Raw genomic sequence first — 18,833 nt, 5'->3', positions numbered from 1 at the left:
GCGAATATGTCGGGAATCAAAGCGGTTTTAACCCCTAAACAAAAAGCATTAGCTGTTAATTTAGACCCTTCAATATACGGGACATTTGCGGAAATTGGAGCGGGGCAGGAGACGGTACGTCATTTCTTTAGAGCAGGAGGAGCTTCCGGTACTATTGCTAAAGCGATGTCTGCTTATGATAAGGAATATAGTAATGCCATCTATGGGCAAGAGGTTAAAAATAGATTCGTTACTCAGAATAGATTAAAAAAAATGCTCAGACACGAGGTGAGCCTTATAGAGGAGCGACTAGATAATACCGAAACTCCAGATAGAAAGTTTTTTTCGTATGCTAATACCGTAACCACGATAAATTACCACAAGACCTTTAAAGGTCATGGTTGGGTAGGATTGATGTTCCAGCACGAGGCAGGAGTGGAGTACAGCGAAATTATTCTGCATATCAGATTTAAAGAAAATGATGCTACGCTTCAGCAGGAAACTTTAGGGAATCTAGGTGTTAATCTCATTTTTGGGGCTTTTAACTATGCTGATAATCCAAGACACTTGATTAACAGCCTTTACGATGATATTTCTATTGATAAAATAGAAATTGATATGATTGATTTTCAGGGGCCTGCGTTTGAATATGTTGATAACCGATTGATGAGCTTACAACTTGTCAAAAAAGGTATGACAGAAGCGGTGATATTTAATTCGGAAGGTAAAAATATGCTTCCTGCAGATATTCTTTACAAAAAAGATGTTTTTGCGGTTAGAGGTAGTTTTAGACCTGTAACATTGGTAAATATAGATATGTTTGAAAATGGGCTAAATCTATTTCTAAAGGATACTAAAGGAAAACCTGAAGATACCGTAATTATCTTTGAAATTACAACGGCTAATCTTAGAGCAACGGGTAAAATAGACGAGAGAGACTTTTTGGATAGGGTAGATGTGTTGGCAAAGTTGGGTTATACTGTAATGGTGTCTAACTTTTCTGAGTATTATCGTTTGGTAGAGTATTTTTACAGCTATAACATTCGCTATCTAGGGGTAGCGATGGGCGTTAATAATTTGTTGATGGTTTTTGATGAAGATTATTACAAAAACTTGCCAGGTGGAATATTGGAAGCGTTTGGTAAATTCTTTAGAAAAGATATGAAAGTTTATTTGTATCCATACAAAGATCCTGAATCTCATGAGGTATTAAATTCTGACAATTTGAAAGTTACCGAAAATCTTAAGGAACTGTATAAGTATTTTAAGCATAATAATAGAATCGTTGATATTGAGACTTATAATCCTAAATATTCCGAAATTTACTCTCGTGAGATTCTGGCTAAAATTGCAAATTGCGAAACAGGTTGGGAATGCCAACTTCCAGAAGGTGTAGCGGATATGATTAAAGACAGAGGAATGTTTGGTTACAAAGAAGCGATAGCTCTAAAGGGTTTTTAAAATAAACTCACATAATATGAAAAAAAGGAGTATTTTAATAGGATTGAGTATTATTTTTTCAACCCTATCATTTGGACAAAATTCCCAAGTGAAGCTATTAGACAGCTTATTTACTACTTTGTATGAAAAGAAAGCTTTCAATGGAAACGTCTTGATTGCGGAAAAGGGTAATATCATCTTTGAAAAAAGTTATGGATATGCCGATGAATCAGCCAAAAGAAAACTTGATAAAAATACAATTTTTGAGTTGGCCTCAGTTTCTAAGCAGTTTACAGCAATGGGGATAGTCATTCTCCAAAAACAAGGCGAACTAAATTACGATGATAAAATATCAAAATACATTCCCGGACTTGCTTTTTATGGGGACATTTCGATAAGGAATTTATTAAATCATACCAGCGGTTTACCTGATTATATGGATTTTTTTGAAGAAAAATGGGATAAAACAAAATTTGCAACCAATCAGGATATAGTAAATGAATTTGCCAAATACAAGCCCAATGTATTGTTCAAACCTAACGAAAAATTTGAATACAGCAATACGGGCTATGCTTTGTTAGGTTTGATTATTGAGCGGGTTTCTAAGAAATCATTTGATAAATTCTTGACGCAATATATTTTCACACCTCTAAAAATGAAGAATACCTTTGTTTATAGAAGTAAATATGAACCCAAGAAGATTGAAAATTATGCTTTGGGATATGTATCAGACAGTTTGGGCAATAAAGTGCGTCCTGATAGTTTGGGAAAAACATTATTTTATTATCTTGATGGGATTGTTGGAGATGGAATGGTTAACTCAACAGTCAGCGATTTATTGATTTGGGACAGAGCTTTATATGAAAATAAATTGGTTGATAAAAATGATAAAAAATTGATTTACCAGCCTTCAAAAACTACAGATGGAAAGGAAAATCCATATGGATTTGGTTGGCGTCTCTCCCAAAATGATAAATACGGTACAATAGTGAATCATTCAGGAGGTTGGGCAGGATACATTACTTTTATCGAAAGACATTTAACTAATGACAAAACAATCATTTTCTTGCAAAATAATGATCTTTCTTCTACAAAACTACCAATCAGAGAAATTAGAAAAATATTGTACAATGAGCCTTTACCGGTAGAAAAATCATTAAAACCGGTTGTTTTACAATCAGAAGATTTGGATAAATACTTAGGTCTTTATACTAATGAGAAATTCCCATTAAAGATACAGATAACCAAGAAAGAGAATGTACTCTATACACAAGCAACAGGACAAGAAGCAATTCCACTGAAAGCTTATGAAGATGATACATTTACCTTTGAACCTGCCGATATAAAAGTAATATTTAATATTAAAGACAATACCTTTGAATTACAGCAGGGAGGAATGAAAATTATATTTAAAAAGGAATAAAAAAACTGGCTATAACAAGGCATTGCCCGTTGGCAATCAGTAAAAAAAGCCAACCGTACAAACAGCACATTTGGTTTTTTCTGACATAAGAGTCAACGCTGAAAAACCAAAGGAGCTGTTCTTTGTCAACGCTCAAACAGAGACAGAAAATAAATTGAATAGATAAAAAAGAACAAGACAATAAATGATAACAAAACAAGCATTAGGAAGTACACTTTTTGGAATGGCCGATATTCTTCGTGACAAGGTTGAAGATTATAAAGCCTACATACTTTCTCTACTCTTCTTCAAACGACTTTCCGACAACTACGAGTGGGAAACTGAAAACGAAATCAAGGAATTTGTAAAACGCGAAGGCAGACAACCCACCGAACGAGAGTTGGAAATCATTATGCGTGAAAAACACGACTTCAAAATTCCTGAAGGCTGTTTTTGGAAAGATGTGCGTGATGCTTCGCCTGATAAGAAAAATGAAAAACTCAACAAGGCTGTAAACGAAATTGCTGATGCTAATGTGGACAGAAACGGCAAAGCCGTTCTAATAAGGAGTTATCAATACCGTGCGTTGGAACGAACCTGCACCAGATGGCTCGGGAAGCAAAAAATTGAGTCCACAAGTCTTGACCGCTTTGGTGAGTTACTTGGATGCCGTAGATTTGAGCAACAAAAACGCTTCCGTAGATGTGTTGGGTGATGCTTATGAATACCTGATTAAGCGTTTCGCTGATGAAAACAAAGGGGACACCACGGCAGGACAATTCTATACCCCACAGGAAGTAGTGGATATTATCGTGCGTTACCTGAAACCGCAAAAAGGAAACACCGTTTACGACCCTACTTGCGGCTCGGGTGGTTTCTTGATTAATGCCGCCAAATACTGCAAAGCCAATTACAATAACGCTAAAGCCATTCGCATTTTTGGGCAGGAAGATGTTTGGAACACCTGGGCGATTGCCAATATCAATATGATTTTACACGGCTTGGATGCCCGCATTGAAAAAGGCGACACCCTGCTCGACCCAAAATTTGTGGAAGAAGATGACGAATTGGCAATTAAGCAATTCGATTTATGTATGGCTAATTTCCCTTTCTCACAAGAGAATTGGACTAAAACAGGAGAGCCCAAAAAAGACAGCAAAGGCAAGGTTAAAAATAAAAAAGACGGCTCACCGCAGTTGGTTTACCCCAAAGAAGGCTATACCGACCCTTATGAGCGTTTGGTCTACGGAACACCACCCTATTCCAACGGAGATTTTGCCTTTTTGCAGCACATTATTGCTTCCATAAAAGAGGATGGCAAAGCAGGTGTGGTTTGTCCGCAGGGGGTTTTGTTTCGTGGGCAACCCGAAAAAACCGAAGAAGAAGACGGACAAAACCGCAAGGCAGATGACGAATATCTAATCCGCAGAGGATTTTTACAGGGTAAAGTAAACGACAACGGCGAGTTTACCGAAATGCACAATATCATTGATGCCATAGTGGTATTGCCCGGCAATTTGTTTTACGGCACTACCATTCCGGGTGCTATTTTGTTTATCAATAAAAACAAACCGGTAGAACGCAAAGACAAAGTGCTGATGGTGTATGCCGCCAAAGAAGGTTGGTACAAGGAAGAAGCTAATATGAATGTGCTTTTGCCTCACGACATACTGCGTATTTCTACCATTTTAGAAAGTTGGGGCGATTTGGAAGTTGCCAAGAATTGGATTGACTCGCAAAAAATCCGCTTAAAAACCCTGATACAGGAAGACCTTGATTTTAAACTCTTGGAAATTGAAGAATACTATGCCGAAGACATAGAAAAACAAAGCGAAAAATTAGCAAATGCCCAAAAAGTAATTGCCGATAAAGCAGCCGAAGGCAAAAACCCTACTAAAACGCATTTGAAAGCCGTAGAAATTGCCCAAAATGCCTTAGATAAACTCACCAATGAGAAAGCCGCCAAAGTAACCGCTGCCCACGAGCAAGCCGAAAAAGAACGCCAAGCCATTGACGCCGTAGAGCAGGAACTTATTACAGTGCTGCAAGACCCCGAACAACGCAAACGCTACTTTGCCATTGCCGATATGGAAGAGTTGGAAGAAAACGAGTTTAACCTAAACATACCTCGCTATGTGGACACCTTTGAACCCGAAGAAGAAATTGACCTAAAACAAGCCATTGCCGAGTTTAAAGCCACGCTCAACCAAGAAACCGCTTTGGATAAAACGATTGATGAACTTTTAAAGGTGTTGAATTAAGATGCAGAAAAGACTTAAAAATATTTGCAAACTATATTATGGGAAAAACCTGCCTGAAAAAGAATTTCAAAATGGCGATTATCCAGTATGTGGGGCGAATGGAATTATCGGATATCACAACCAATTCACGCATACAAATGAAATGCTTCTTGTAAGTTGCCGTGGTGAAAATAGCGGTGTTATTCATATTAGTCCACCCTATTCATTTATTACAAATAATTCAATTATTTGCGAATTTGAAACTGATGATGTTGATACTAAGTTTTTGTATTTCTTCTTAAAGTCCCAAAAAAGGGAGAAGTTAACTTCAGGTTCAGCACAACCCCAAATTACGACCTTTGATTTAGGTAGATTCAAACTACCAGATTTTCCACCCAAACCCGAACAAACCGCCATAGCTACTTTACTTTCCAAAGTAGATGAAGCCATAGCCGTCACCCAAAACAGCATAAAGGCAGCCGAAAAACTCAAAAAAGCCCTGATGCAAAACCTGCTCACCGGCAAACTAAAACCTGATGGCTCGTGGCGTAGCGAAGATGAATTTTATGAAGATGAAAAGTTTGGCAAAGTGCCGAAGGGGTGGGAAGTCGCAAGAGTCAAAGATTACGGTTTTGTCCAAACAGGGAAAACGCCACCAACCGCAGAGCCAAATGTATTTTCAGAAACGGAAAATGAAACCCGTTTTCCATTCATTACCCCAGGTGATTTAGGCGTTTCAAAATATATTTCGGTATCTGAAAGATATGTAACCGAAAAGGGAATTAGACACAGTTTTAAAGTACCTAGCAATTCAGTTTGTGTGGTTTGTATAGGTTCCACAATTGGGAAAATTGGAATCACCAAAATTGATTCCTGTACTAATCAGCAAATAAATACTCTTATCGCAAATGACAATAATTCAGGGGAATTCTTTTACTATATGATGGAATACAGAAAACCCCATTTCAAAGAAATAGCAGGAATAAACGCCACGCCACAAATAAACAAAAGTGGATTTGAAAAATACAAACTACTTCGACCAACTTCAAAAGTAGAGCAAGAAGAAATTGTATTAAAAATTAAATCAACTGATGAAGAATTTATGACAAAACAAACCAAAATCCAAACGCTTCAACGCTTAAAAAAATCCTTGATGCAAAACTTGCTTGCGGGCAAGGTGCGGTTACCGAAGGCGTTTATCGCACAGTTTGAAGCGGTGGAAGAAATTAACAATACTATAAAGACAATATAATATGGGAAATTTATCAGAACTCAACGGAGTAGAAAAACCCGTAACCGAATGGTTGAGCAAAATGGGTTGGTCGTTTAGAAGCCACGAAGACTTAAAGGTCTATGAACGCCCTTTTTCCAAACCCGTTATTGAGCAAATACTCATAGAAAAAACGGCTGCTATAAACGGCATTGACGAAGATGTTGCACAGCGAGCCGTAGATTTGCTCTTGCAAAACCTGAACAATCCTATACCCATTTTCGGCAACAAAGCCTTTTTAAACCAATTGGTTTCGGGCATTACCCTTACCGTAAAAGACCAAGACACCGTAAAAGACCAAGACATTGATGTGCATTTCATTGATTTTGAAACGATTTGGAAAAACGATTTCATCGTTACCAACCAATATTGGGTACAAGGCTACAAAATGGTAAAAACCGATATTGTGCTGTTGGTCAATGGCATTCCCTTAGTTCCCATAGAAGCCAAGCAACGAGCCCGCAAAGGCACCAATTGGATGGAAGGTGTTAAACAGTTTTCTACCTACGACCAACGAGCCGAAAAACTTTTTATGTGTCATTGTTTTGGAGTGGCTTGCAATGGCAGAATTACCAAATACGGTATTCTGGGAGCTTCTTCGTCTTATTTCAACGAGTGGAAAGACACCATTTTAGAGGTAAGTCATCACAACCCAATCCTTGAACCTACAAACGACCTTTGCCCCATCTATCAAGACCAAAAAGACGGACTTTGGAATTTTGATGTAGCCCGCCTGCCCAATGGCGAAGTGTTGGAGCGAATGAAACTCGGGATCATAGGCTTGTTGCAGCCTGCCCGTGTGTTAGACATATTAAAGCACTTCATCGTGTTTGAAGAAGTAGAAGGCAAAATCATAAAAAAAATAGCCCGTTACCAGCAGTTGAGAGCTGCCAACAAAATTGCAGAACGAGTAATTACGGGTGAATTAAACCAAGGCGTTATTTGGCATACCCAAGGCAGTGGCAAAAGTTTAACAATGCTATACACCGCCTACAAATTGCGACAAAGCAAGGAACTGAAAGACCCAACCATTTACATAGTGGTGGACCGCAAGGATTTGCGGGAACAAATTGGCGGCACATTTGACGATTGCGAATTTCCCAATGCCCGAGCCGTTAATAACATAGGCGATTTAAAACACATTATCAAAACCGCACCTTCGGGCGTGTTCATTACCACCGTTCAGAAATTTAATGAATTGGGCAACCTCCAAGATTTGCGGGATAATGTAATTGTGCTTATAGATGAAGCCCACCGCACCCAATACGGCAATTATCAAATGGAATTGCAAGCCGTGTTACCCAATGCCAAACGCTTTGCCTTTACGGGCACACCCATTCCCAAAACCCACCAGGAATTTGGCATTGTTGACCAAGAAAAAGGAAAGCACGAATATTATTTAGACCGTTACAGCATTCAAGATGCGATAGATGATGGAGCTACCAGACCTATTCGCTACACCTTTGGACCTACTGAATGGTTTTTGGATAAAGAGAAACTAAAACAAGGCTATGAAGAAATCACAGCCGAACTCACCGAAGACGAAAAACGAGCCGTTGAAAGACGGGTTTCGGCTTGGAAAGTATTTTTAAAACACCCCGAGCGAATAGAAATTCTTGCCAAAGCTATTGCCACCGATTTTAGAGAAACCGTAGAACCACAAGGCTACAAAGCCCAAATCGTGGCTTGCGACAAAGAAGCCTGTGTTTTGTATTACAACGAGCTATTGAAATACTTTGACCGTTCGGAAATAGCAATTATTTTCTCAACGGGCAATTACGAAGAAGGCGAAAAATACGAACTATACAAAGACCATTACAAAGAAGATGCAGAGCGTAAAAGGTTAATCAAACAGTTTAAGCGAAGAATTACAGAAGAAGAACAAAAGTTGGGGAATAATCTGAAAGTGTTTATTGTCTGCAATATGCTGTTGACAGGCTTTGATGCCCCCATTGAGCAAACAATGTATTTGGATAGTCCTTTGCGAGACCATAACCTTTTACAAGCCGTAGCACGCACCAACCGCCCTTATGATGATAAAGTAACCAAGCTGTCCAAAGAGTTTGGGCGAATAGTGGATTATGTGGGTGTTTTCCAAAATTATAAAGAGGCATTAAATTACGACCCCGAAGACATTGGCGAGTTTGAAGATGTAGAAAGTTTGGTAAAAACCTTCCCGAAAGTTTTGGAAGAAGCATTGAAGCCCTTTGCCGAAATTGTATTAGAAGACAGCTACGAATGTACAATGGCAATCGTGAGAAAACTTTCAGAAATAGACCACGGTAAATTTGAAAACGAGTTTAGAGAAGTAGTTCAGTTGTGGGAATCCATTTCACCACACCCGGCACTTCGGGAAGTTAAAACAAAATATTTGTGGCTAAATGAGATTTACGAAATCTATTTAGAAGAATTCAAACGCTTGGATTTTGATGCAGAAATCTATGCCGCCAAAACTCGGAAGCTGATTCAGGAAAGTGCCAAACTGCTTAACTTTAAAGGACATTTACCTGAAATTGCCATTGATTCGAACTATCTGAACAAGCTCCAAGAAATTAAACTCGACCCTTCGGATAAAGCGGAAAAAATTATTCGAGATATCGAAACGGTCATTCGCCAAAACGAAGTAAACAGTGCCATTTATGTGGAGTTCCAAAACCGTTTAGATGAATTGATTAGACAGAAACAAGAAGAAAGTTTGGCGATTGAAGAAATCCTGAATCAGCTGGGCACACTTTACACCGAATTGGACGAAGTGGCATCACTACCTGCACGAATGGGCTTCCCCGACAAAGGCAGTTTTGAGTTTTATACGATAATCAAAAACCAATCGGGCGAAATATTCAATGAAGAATTGGTAAGAAAATTTTCATTTGAAGCAGCCGAAAAAATCAAAGCCAAAATTTACAACGGATGGCAAGAAGTACCGAGAGAATTCGACCGCTTGAAATATGAAATTTTATTGTTGTCAGTAAATCCAAAATTTGAAAAATTGAAGATAGACCGCAACGAAGAATTGATGGAGCAGATAATGAAAGCCGTTTTACAGAATTACAAGTTAAACTAATGCAGTTACCTGATAACTATATATTAATCCGCAAGGAAGTAAAACACGCCCGCCTTCGAGTTAGTGAAGATGGACGGGTGCGAATTATTGCACCGCCTTCGTTTTCTGATGAGGATATTTCTTCAATGCTAAAAAAGAAAGCCAAATGGATTGACAGCAACTTGAAGTATTTCAACGAAATGTCAAAGATTGAACTACAACGGAACCAATTACTGCTTTTTGGCAATCGTTACAGCTATTTCTATGACACCACCTATGCGCAAAAGGTAATCATAGACCACGAACACAAAACCATCAGAGCAAAGCGAGATTTACTTGATGCCAACATTCAGGAAAATTGGTACAGAGCCATTGCCAAAAAACACCTGACTAAACGGACAAAAGAATTGTCTGCAAAGCTAAAACTGCCTTACAATAAGTTTTTTATTAGAGAATCTAAAACAAAATGGGGCAACTGCTCAAAAGACAAAAACATTTCCCTGAATTGGAAACTGATAAAAGCACCAGACTATGTGATTGATTATTTGATTGTTCACGAGTTGCTTCATACCGTAGTGATGAGTCATACCCATAAATTTTGGACATTATTAAAGTCCTATTATCCCGACTACAAAGAATCAATAAAATGGTTAGAAAAATATGGAAATAGTTTATAGCCAACGCAACAGCCACGCACATTGGCGAGCCGCAACAGCCAACGCTAAAACCCAAACTTGGCAAAGAATGTGTCTGCCCAACCGGACGAACACGAACACCGAAGTGATAACAGCGGATAAAGTGGTAAATCGAAGCTCTGTGCTTCAAAGAAACTTTGTGCTAAATCGAAAGGAAAGTGCTTCTAATCCGCTGCTGCACATACACTCAAATAGTTGTGAATAATTATAAAACCGAGAATGCAACAAAGACAAACTATCAAAATTTTTACATTTTTAATTACTACATTTTTAATCCTCCCGGCTTGTTACGGACAATACAAGATTTCGGGATATATTGACACCGAACAAAAAAAAACAGTGTATTTGAGTTTGCTTAAATATGACGAAGAAACATTAATTACCGAAAATCAAATCCTTTTTTCTACGCAAACCGACAGTATAGGATACTTTGAATTTAAAGGTCAATTGTTATCTGATAAAGACAAACTTTATCGCATTCACTCAAATCTTGATGAAGCAAAAGGCTTGCAGTTAGTAAGCAATGAGGAAAAGAATAATTACCATAATTTTATTTTCTCAAATAAAGACACAATTTATTTTTCAAAATCTGAAAATCATTGGTTTAGCCAACCCAAGAACACCAACCAAACAGATAAAGAATGGAATAACCTGAAACTATTTGAAGAAAAATTACTGCAAGGGTATTCTGAAGTGAAAAATAGAGAAGTACAACAACAAGCCATTAAAGACTTTACGGGAAAAATAAAAGCATATAGCGATGAAAATATTTCACATCCGTTAGTAAAACTTCTTGCATTTTCAGATATAAAAAGAAACAATTTTGACCTGAAAGCTGACTTTGAAAAAAATCCAGACTTCTATAATAACATTCTTTACTCCCTTAAAAGCTACTATTCCGAAACATCCTATTATATCCAATTTCAAGACGAAATTTCAAAAATATCCAATGCAATTGTTCAAAAAAAATATTCATTTCACAAAAACCTCAATTATTTTTTAGGAATATTAACTGTTACATTTGTATTCACTACGTTTTGGCTATTTAGAAAACTAAGGTTAATCCAACCCAAAGAAACCCAACAAGAAATTCACAATTTAGTACTAACCAATCAGGAAGAAAAAATTGCTAAACTGATTTTAGCCAACAAATCAAACAAAGAGATTGCCGATGAACTTTTTATATCGTTGAGTACAGTAAAAACACATATCCGAAATCTTTATGCTAAGCTAAATGTAGCAAACAGGCACGAATTAGCAGAAAAAATCAAAAATCATCCTTGGGATTAGTCCTAATTTCACCCCTGATTAAATCCACTTACCGATATTTTGAACACTACTTTTGCTTCCAAATTTTAAACAATCAAATCGGAAATGAAAAGAGTATTTTTAGTATTGATTTTTTCAATCCCCATACCGTTTGCCAACGCGCAAAAAACGGACATCAACCAAATTTATCAAACGGCAATTGAAAATTACGAAGCGAAAAATTATAAAAAATCAGCAGAGGCTTTTTCTAAATTGATAGAATTGGCAAAAGGAATGGAAAACCTGTCTGATTACGTTTTATTTCAGGGAGCTACAATTTTTGCAGGAAATGACAATCAACAGAAAACGTTTCAGATTTTGGATTATCTGATTGATAACCGTTTTTATTCAGATTTTGAAAAAGCAAATAGTCAAAACGAATTTCAAAAATGGCACACCGCAAAAGAATGGGAAAATGCCATTTTAAAAATCCAAGAAAATAAAGCAACTCAACCTGAGAGAACCCGACAAAACATCAAAGCAAAACTTCTGGAAGCCAAATCAATTTTAGAGAAAGATAATGAGAAACTTTGGGGACATCAAATCTGGAATGACAATATTATTGTGATTGATTATGATAATACCATTTACAGTTTGGCAAAATTATCGAACAGTCAAACACACGATGAAACGTTATACTACAAAACAATGGAAGCGAATACACTCGTTTTTGTAAACACCACTCAGAAATACGAAGAAAATGAATATGCAACAGTTTTAAGCAATTATCTCGGAGATAATAGTTCAACAATCATTCACGAGTTGTTTCATTTATTGCAATTCAAATTCAGGAAATTTAACGGAGATGCAATTGACTATTTAGACGAAACCAACGCAAGAATTTTATTGAGGTTGGAATACGAAGCATTACGAAATTCTTTGAAAGCTATAAACGAAAAGAAAGGAATTGAAGAAGTAAAAAATTATCTAAAAGATGCTGTAACATTTCGAAAAGAAAGGCAAAAACAGTATTTAAACTACCTAAACGATGAATTAGAAATCGAAACATTAGAAGGCTTAGCCAATTACACAGGATTTGTTTTATCCACCTATGAAAACAAATATGATAAGGCAATATCGGAAATCAATCAAAGAGAAAATGCCGAAACCTATACCCGACTATTTCCTTATGCAACTGGGCCAGCTTATGGTCTAATTTTCGACTTCCTGAATATCAGATGGAGAAATGGGTTAGATAAAGTCTACAATTTTGCTGAAATCTATGAAACTCAGATCAGTCAATCGAAACTCAAAATCAACAAAAAAACTTTAGACCAAGCCAAAGCAAGAAACAACTTTGAGGAGATAAATAAGCAGGAAAATGCAAGAGAGGAACATCAGAACAAACTAATTGCTTATTATACCGATTTGCTTATCAATAAACCGACTTTGAAAGTTGTTATCGCAGATTTTGACAATTACGGTCGTTCTTTCAATATGAACGGAACTTTGACCTTAAAGGACATAGGAATTGTATATTCAAGCATACGTGGAAGAGATAAATCTGACGGAAAAAATTTCGGAAATTTTTCAACGATTGAAGGGAAAGATAAACTTGGTGAATCTGGAATTTTAAGTTGCGAAGAAAACGGAACAACTTTCTTTGTATTTCCTTTACCAACTAATATAACTGACCAAAAAATCATCGGAGAGTTTTATGAAATCGAACTTAATCCAAACTGGAAACTCGTAAAGAAGAATGATGGGAATATGGAAATTGTAAAAGAATAACTACCACTAACAAGGTATTGTCAAAAACGGGAATATTTGCATTTTAGAAAAATTTGGTTACTTTTGGGTATGTATTTTAGTTGAAGTTAGGCGCTAAGAAGCCCCATTTTCGGCAATACCAGGACCGTTAGCAGAAATCATAACCAAATACAAATCCAATGAATAAAATATTACTTTTAACTTTTCTGTTTTTTAGTCTAAAAGTCTTTTCGCAAAAGAAAAGCTATTATGAACAGTTTGAACACTATCAAATCATTAAGAAAAATGACACCATAAATTTCCATATTTTTACCAAAAATAAAGAGAATAAAAAAATCTTATTATTCATTCAAGGTTCAGGACCACAATCAATCTATCATATTATAGAGAAAAATGATACTATAAGAAAAGAAAACTCAGATACTTTTGACGTTATAAAAAACAATATTGTTTATTCTTCAAATCCTTTCAGTTTGAAAAATTTCCCAAATGACTATAATCTTGTCATTATTTCAAAAAAAGGATTCAAATTTGAAACAAAAAACAATGATACTATTGCAACAAAATCATATTACCAAAACGAAAATCTAAATTATAGAGTTTGGCAATCCGACGAAGTTGTAAAATATATAACAACAAAAATTATTAAACATCCCACTAAGGTTGTGGCTCTTGGACATTCTGAAGGGACTGATGTCGTTGCAAAATTAGGAACCGTAAATAAGAAAATAACCCATATTGGATATTGGTCTGGTGGGGCAAATACGCAATTTTATGACTTTGCTTTATTGGATAGAAGAAAAGTTTATGAAGGTAAAATGTCTGATGAGGAATACAAAGAAAAATATGACTCATTGGTCAATCAAATGAATAGCATTTTTAGTGACCCAAACAACATTAATAAAGAGTTTTTTGGTTGTACTTATGAAAGATGGTCGGGTTTTTCCGAGCCAGCAATTGAAAATTTATTAAAAATCAATGTGCCAATTTTTGTTGTACACGGAGCCAAAGATGAAAGTGTTCCTGTTGAATCAAGTTTATTAATTCCGTTAGAATTTATCAGAAATAATAAATCGAATCTAACCTATAAATTCTATCCTGATTTAAACCATTCATTGATGACAGTTCCAAATGATAGCAACAAAGAACCAATTAGCAAATGGAACGAAATATTTGACGAATTTATAAAATGGTGCGAAAAATAATAATTTCACGAGATATTGCCGAAGGCAAGGCTTGTGTGCTTTTTTAGAAAAATTTGGTTACTTTTGGGTATATTTTAGTTGAAGTTAGGCGTTAAGAAGCCCCGTCTTTAGCAATTTCGGACCGTTCGGTGTTATTATAAAAACAATACTGCAAAAAAAATGAATAAATGAAAGCAAACGAAACAAAAGTAGAAGACTTTTTATCTTCAAATAAAACACAATTTGTGATTCCGGTTTATCAAAGAAATTACGATTGGTCGACAAGTCAATGTAAACAACTTTTGGACGATATTTTAGAAGTCGGAACTAATAATAAAATGAATGCTCACTTTATTGGTAGTGTTGTTTATGTCCACGATGATGTTTATACATCTTCACGAATTAAAGAATTAACCATAATTGACGGACAGCAAAGATTGACCACGCTGACCTTAATTTATTTAGCTCTTTACCGTTTGGCGATTGAAATTGGAGACGAAGGACTTGAAGCCGAAATTGCAGAAACCTATCTTACGAACAAGTTTGCACCCGAAGAAGAAAAACTAAAACTACGACCAACAGAAAACAACGACAAAGCAATAAAATATCTATTGAGAAGTGATGAGGAGGAAGAATTTAGTAACTTCTCAAAAGTGATTGACAATTTCAATTATTTTAAAAGTAGAATAACTGAAGAAAATTTTGAGTTCGTTATGAAAGGACTTTCAAAATTGATGTTCGTAGAAATTTCACTTGATAGAGAGAAAGACGACCCACAGAGGATTTTTGAGAGCCTAAACTCTACAGGTCTTGAATTATCGCAAGCTGATTTAATTAGAAATTACATTTTAATGGGGCTTAATCGTAAAGACCAAAACAAAATTTATAACAACTATTGGGAAATCATTGAAAAACTGGCTAAAGATGAAACTTTGAATACAAGTAAAGTTTCTGATTTTATAAGAGATTATTTGACTTTAGTTAATAATAAAATCCCGAACAAAAACAAAGTTTATTTGGAGTTTAAAGAAAATTTTCCAACATCAGATTTGCAAGAATTGGAAAATAACCTCTCGCCAATAAAATCACTTGTTAAATTTTACAATAAACTGCTTAATCCAAAGAACGAGGCAGACAAAGACATAAGAGTACAACTTGAATATATAAACAGACTTGAAATAAATGTCGCTTATCCGTTTTTAATGAAAGTTTATGAAGATTATTCAAAAAACATAATTGACAAAGCCACATTTATAAAAGTTTTGGATTTCATACAGTCCTTTGCTTGGAGAAGATTTATTGTTGGATTACCAACAAACGCATTGAACAAAATATTTATGACCCTTTACGAAAAAATAGACAAAAACGACTATTTGTTGTCCTTGCAAAAATGGTTGCTAAAAAGACCTGGAACGCAGCGTTTTCCAAAAAACAAAGAAGTTATTGAAAGTCTTAAACTAAAAGATGTTTATAATATAAAATCCAAAAACAGAACCTACCTACTTGAACGACTTGAGAATTTTGAAAATAACGAACCCGTAATAATTGACGGCAACGCAGATATAACCATAGAACACATTTTTCCACAAAATCCCGACCCGAAATGGAAAGTGGAATTAGGAACAGACGAATACAATTTAATTAAAGAAACCTATTTGAATACAATCGGTAATTTAACATTATCGGGCAATAATGGAAAACTTGGAAATAGACCATTTGTATTCAAAAGAGATTTAGAAAATGCGGGCTACAAGGCTAGTCGTTTATGGTTAAATAAATACTTGTCAACTGCCGAGAAGTGGGATAAAGCAGAAATTGAAAAGCGTTTTGACCTGCTCGTAGAACGATTCTTGAAAATTTGGCAAATACCCAATATTGAATTAGAGGAAAAAGACGAAAACAATGAAGTAAATATTTTTGAAGCAGAAGACCCAAAACATAAAAAATTGGAGTATGCCATTTTCTTCGACCAAAAAATTGAAGTTAACCAAGTATCAAAATTGTATGTAGAAGTGTTTAAGCAACTTTTTGAGTTGCAACCAGAGACCTTTTTCACAACTGATTTGGCAGAAAAGATAACATTAACAAAGACCCCAAAAGAAGGTAATCCAAGACAAGCCGTTCCAATAAATGACACCTATTTCATTGAAGGAAACATAGATAATATTGGGAAATTTGAGAGAATAAAACAGGCATTAACAATTTTTGATTCAGAAGACGAATTGACGATAAAATATGCTGAAAAAGAATAACCAATGCCCAACATCACCTATACACCGCCTGATGTGCTCGTCGCTTCGCGAACTTCGCAAAACCGCCGAGCCGACATTATGCTCCATTAGATAAAAATAAGTTATTGCAAAATCAATAAAATCTGGGAAACAAACTATAAGAATGAAAATGAATAAGGTTGCCATAAAGTTTGGGTTAATTATTATATTATTTGGAAATATTTTTTCTTCGTGTAAGACACCTGAAATATATATTTATATGACACCTGAGTTTAAAGAAAAAGAGAAAAGATTAAGATTTTCATTAGAGGAGGCATCTAATATTTGTAGAGATTATATTAATAAAAACAATATAAAAACCGAGAATGGATATTATAGTTTAGATATAATATATGATGAGAATTATATTTTTAGAACATATTATGAACCTCATAATTTCAAGTCAGGAAACTACAATCTTTCGGGGATATGGATTAATGGTAATACGGGAAAGATAAAAGAAGTCAAAGGGAATAAATATATTAAAGTAATATTTAGGCTTGGACAATTTCATACATATACGAGAAAATATTAAAAGATGATTTTTTATACAGAAAATAAACAAGAGCATAACAAGGTATTGCCATTTGCATTTTAGAAAAATTTGGTTACCTTTGAGGTATGGTATTTCAGTTGAAGTTGGGTGCTAAAAAGCCCAACCTTCGGCAATTTCGGACCGTTATCTGTAATTATAGAAACTGAAACTAAAAAGACATCTAATCAAAATCAAAAAAACTATAATGAGGCTGATATTAATATTTCTTTGTGTGATTAATTTCTCTTGTTCATCTTTTAAATCAGTTAATGAAAATAAAGAGAGAATATTCTTAACAAAAGAAAATATTAAATTGATTGATGGTATTTATTTAAATAATACAGAAGTTAAAGTATTACCAATGGGTTACTTCTGGGGTAAAAATTACAATAATAAAGAATATGAATCTGTTTATAAATTGATTTACGAACAAAAAAAGCCATACTTTATTAAATTAAAGTCATTAACAGAAAAACAAATTGAAATAACAATCTATGTTGAAAATCAAGTCCTGAAGACGTATATTCTTAAAGGAAAATTAAAAAATGGATATTTTGAACAAAGTCAAAAGACTTATGTTATCCCATTGATAATTTTCAATATGTATCATAACTCAAAATTTAGAATTGGAAAACTTAAAAATGACAATTTAGTAACAGACTATTCTGAAAAGTCTTATGCTCACTATGTACTTAAATTTAAGAATAGTAGCAAAAATATAATAAACATTGAACATAGTAAATTGAAAAATGACTCAATAAAATAACTACAGCCAACAAGGTATTGCCGCAAGCGGGGGTTAATTGCTTTTTTAGAAAATTTTGTTTACTTTTGAGGTATGGTATTTTAGTTGAAGTTGTGTGCTGGGGAGCCCCGAATACCCCTACCATTATCTGCAACCATTCAAAAAATGCAAAAAATTATGAAAAGAATATTTTTGATAATTTTCTCTTTGATTTTATGTGATTTATATTTTTCACAGGACTATAAAATAATTTATGAGTTTAAGTGGAAATCGGATAAATCAGACAGCAATTACAATTTAGAATTAATGGCTTTAACTACAAATTCAAAACTTTCCCAGTTTGAGGCTCTGTATAAATTTAAATATGACTCCTTAAAAACGGATTTAAGAAACAAGGATATTAGAAGTGTCCCAAGCCCAAGACATGAATGGAAATTCCAACAGTTGATAGAAAAGGATTTACAGAGTGGAAACATATTGGTAGAGCAGGATATTTTTGATAAAACTTATATCACTAAATACACCTGTAAACCTGAATGGAAAATTTTAAAGGACAAAAGAGAGGTTTTTGGCTACAACTCCCGTAGTGCAGAAACAAATTTTGGTGGAAGGAAATGGATAGCTTGGTTTACTGACGAAATTCCAATTAATGACGGTCCATATAAATTTTATGGACTTCCTGGATTAATTTTAAGAATAAGCGATTCTGAAGAAAACTTTATTTTTGAAGCTAAGGCATTGACACGGGAAAAAAGTGACATATCAAAACGCAACAGAGAATCAGCCATTGTAAAACTAACTCCAAAGCAATGGGAGTCTTTTTGGGAGAAATTTCAGAAAGACCCTTCGAATATTTTTGCAAACCTAAATGAACAAGGTGCGACTTACAGTTATGTTTATAACGGCAAAGATGTGAATACAAAGGAAGCTCGTGAATCTTTCAATAAAGTAGAAAAAGAAAAAATTAATTTCTTTAAAAACCCCATAGATTTAAAAAATTGTGAATAATGCC

14 protein-coding genes are annotated in these 18,833 nt (G+C 34.9%); all 14 read left to right on the top strand.

The features are described 5' to 3' along the window. The first annotated feature begins 6 nt into the window (after positions 1 to 6). The 14 genes from D1003_RS09170 to D1003_RS09110 all read left to right on the top strand — a co-directional run bounded on the left by D1003_RS09170 (position 7) and on the right by D1003_RS09110 (position 18,829). A complete protein-coding gene (locus D1003_RS09170; protein ID WP_153936636.1) occupies positions 7 to 1,440 on the top strand; it encodes a TonB-dependent receptor in 1,434 nt (477 codons plus the stop codon). Between the two features lie 16 nt (positions 1,441 to 1,456). Next, positions 1,457 to 2,842 (top strand): serine hydrolase, encoded by a 1,386-nt coding sequence (locus tag D1003_RS09165; RefSeq protein ID WP_153936634.1) that lies wholly within the window; start codon positions 1,457 to 1,459, stop codon positions 2,840 to 2,842. A 184-nt stretch (positions 2,843 to 3,026) separates the two neighbouring features. Beyond that, positions 3,027 to 3,536 (top strand): type I restriction-modification system subunit M N-terminal domain-containing protein, encoded by a 510-nt coding sequence (locus D1003_RS11110; protein ID WP_221410927.1) that lies wholly within the window; start codon positions 3,027 to 3,029, stop codon positions 3,534 to 3,536. Beyond that, positions 3,448 to 5,082, top strand: a complete 1,635-nt coding sequence (locus D1003_RS09160; protein ID WP_221410926.1) for an N-6 DNA methylase — start codon at positions 3,448 to 3,450, stop codon at positions 5,080 to 5,082. The genes D1003_RS11110 and D1003_RS09160 overlap by 89 nt, the downstream gene beginning before the upstream one ends. Before the next feature lies 1 nt (position 5,083). Next, complete coding sequence (locus D1003_RS09155) at positions 5,084 to 6,313, top strand: restriction endonuclease subunit S (protein ID WP_153936632.1); 1,230 nt, start codon at positions 5,084 to 5,086, stop codon at positions 6,311 to 6,313. Between the two features lies 1 nt (position 6,314). Beyond that, on the top strand, positions 6,315 to 9,395 hold the full coding sequence (locus tag D1003_RS09150) for a type I restriction endonuclease subunit R (protein WP_153936630.1): 3,081 nt from the start codon (positions 6,315 to 6,317) through the stop codon (positions 9,393 to 9,395). Beyond that, a complete protein-coding gene (locus D1003_RS09145) occupies positions 9,395 to 10,051 on the top strand; it encodes a M48 family metallopeptidase (RefSeq protein WP_153936629.1) in 657 nt (218 codons plus the stop codon). The genes D1003_RS09150 and D1003_RS09145 overlap by 1 nt, the downstream gene beginning before the upstream one ends. A 237-nt stretch (positions 10,052 to 10,288) precedes the next feature. After that, positions 10,289 to 11,359 (top strand): response regulator transcription factor, encoded by a 1,071-nt coding sequence (locus tag D1003_RS09140; protein WP_153936627.1) that lies wholly within the window; start codon positions 10,289 to 10,291, stop codon positions 11,357 to 11,359. Positions 11,360 to 11,443: 84 nt separating this feature from the next. Then, the gene (locus tag D1003_RS09135) at positions 11,444 to 13,108 is read left to right on the top strand and encodes a hypothetical protein (protein ID WP_153936625.1); all 1,665 of its coding nucleotides are present in this window, start codon (positions 11,444 to 11,446) and stop codon (positions 13,106 to 13,108) included. A gap of 158 nt (positions 13,109 to 13,266) precedes the next feature. Then, entirely contained in the window at positions 13,267 to 14,292 is a 1,026-nt protein-coding gene (locus D1003_RS09130; RefSeq protein WP_153936623.1) for an alpha/beta hydrolase, read from the top strand. Positions 14,293 to 14,459: 167 nt separating this feature from the next. Then, positions 14,460 to 16,523 carry a DUF262 domain-containing protein gene (locus D1003_RS09125; RefSeq protein ID WP_153936621.1) on the top strand — a complete coding sequence of 688 codons (2,064 nt, stop codon included), beginning with the start codon at positions 14,460 to 14,462 and terminating at the stop codon, positions 16,521 to 16,523. Between the two features lie 142 nt (positions 16,524 to 16,665). Beyond that, positions 16,666 to 17,076: a hypothetical protein gene (locus D1003_RS09120; protein ID WP_153936620.1), complete on the top strand. Its 411-nt coding sequence runs from the start codon at positions 16,666 to 16,668 to the stop codon at positions 17,074 to 17,076. Positions 17,077 to 17,281: 205 nt separating this feature from the next. Then, the gene (locus D1003_RS09115; RefSeq protein ID WP_153936618.1) at positions 17,282 to 17,842 is read left to right on the top strand and encodes a hypothetical protein; all 561 of its coding nucleotides are present in this window, start codon (positions 17,282 to 17,284) and stop codon (positions 17,840 to 17,842) included. A gap of 156 nt (positions 17,843 to 17,998) precedes the next feature. Continuing rightward, positions 17,999 to 18,829, top strand: coding sequence for a GLPGLI family protein (locus tag D1003_RS09110; RefSeq protein WP_153936616.1), 831 nt, complete (start codon positions 17,999 to 18,001; stop codon positions 18,827 to 18,829). The last annotated feature ends 4 nt before the right edge of the window (positions 18,830 to 18,833 follow it).

Origin of the sequence: Riemerella anatipestifer, from assembly GCF_009663465.1 — a bacterium.
Lineage (GTDB): Bacteria > Bacteroidota > Bacteroidia > Flavobacteriales > Weeksellaceae > Riemerella > Riemerella anatipestifer_C.
Note: the sequence above shows the minus strand (reverse complement) of the source record. Positions and strands in the feature narration are given on the sequence as shown.

Excerpts from the sequence above, each read along its gene's own strand:
- D1003_RS09115 (WP_153936618.1), top strand. The coding sequence starts at position 17,282 with ATGAGGCTGATATTAATATTTCTTTGTGTGATTAATTTCTCTTGTTCA.
- D1003_RS09125 (WP_153936621.1), top strand. The coding sequence starts at position 14,460 with ATGAAAGCAAACGAAACAAAAGTAGAAGACTTTTTATCTTCAAATAAA.
- D1003_RS09110 (WP_153936616.1), top strand. The coding sequence starts at position 17,999 with ATGAAAAGAATATTTTTGATAATTTTCTCTTTGATTTTATGTGATTTA.
- D1003_RS09165 (WP_153936634.1), top strand. The coding sequence starts at position 1,457 with ATGAAAAAAAGGAGTATTTTAATAGGATTGAGTATTATTTTTTCAACC.
- D1003_RS09130 (WP_153936623.1), top strand. The coding sequence starts at position 13,267 with ATGAATAAAATATTACTTTTAACTTTTCTGTTTTTTAGTCTAAAAGTC.
- D1003_RS11110 (WP_221410927.1), top strand. The coding sequence starts at position 3,027 with ATGATAACAAAACAAGCATTAGGAAGTACACTTTTTGGAATGGCCGAT.
- D1003_RS09140 (WP_153936627.1), top strand. The coding sequence starts at position 10,289 with ATGCAACAAAGACAAACTATCAAAATTTTTACATTTTTAATTACTACA.
- D1003_RS09155 (WP_153936632.1), top strand. The coding sequence starts at position 5,084 with ATGCAGAAAAGACTTAAAAATATTTGCAAACTATATTATGGGAAAAAC.
- D1003_RS09170 (WP_153936636.1), top strand. The coding sequence starts at position 7 with ATGTCGGGAATCAAAGCGGTTTTAACCCCTAAACAAAAAGCATTAGCT.
- D1003_RS09145 (WP_153936629.1), top strand. The coding sequence starts at position 9,395 with ATGCAGTTACCTGATAACTATATATTAATCCGCAAGGAAGTAAAACAC.
- D1003_RS09135 (WP_153936625.1), top strand. The coding sequence starts at position 11,444 with ATGAAAAGAGTATTTTTAGTATTGATTTTTTCAATCCCCATACCGTTT.
- D1003_RS09150 (WP_153936630.1), top strand. The coding sequence starts at position 6,315 with ATGGGAAATTTATCAGAACTCAACGGAGTAGAAAAACCCGTAACCGAA.
- D1003_RS09120 (WP_153936620.1), top strand. The coding sequence starts at position 16,666 with ATGAAAATGAATAAGGTTGCCATAAAGTTTGGGTTAATTATTATATTA.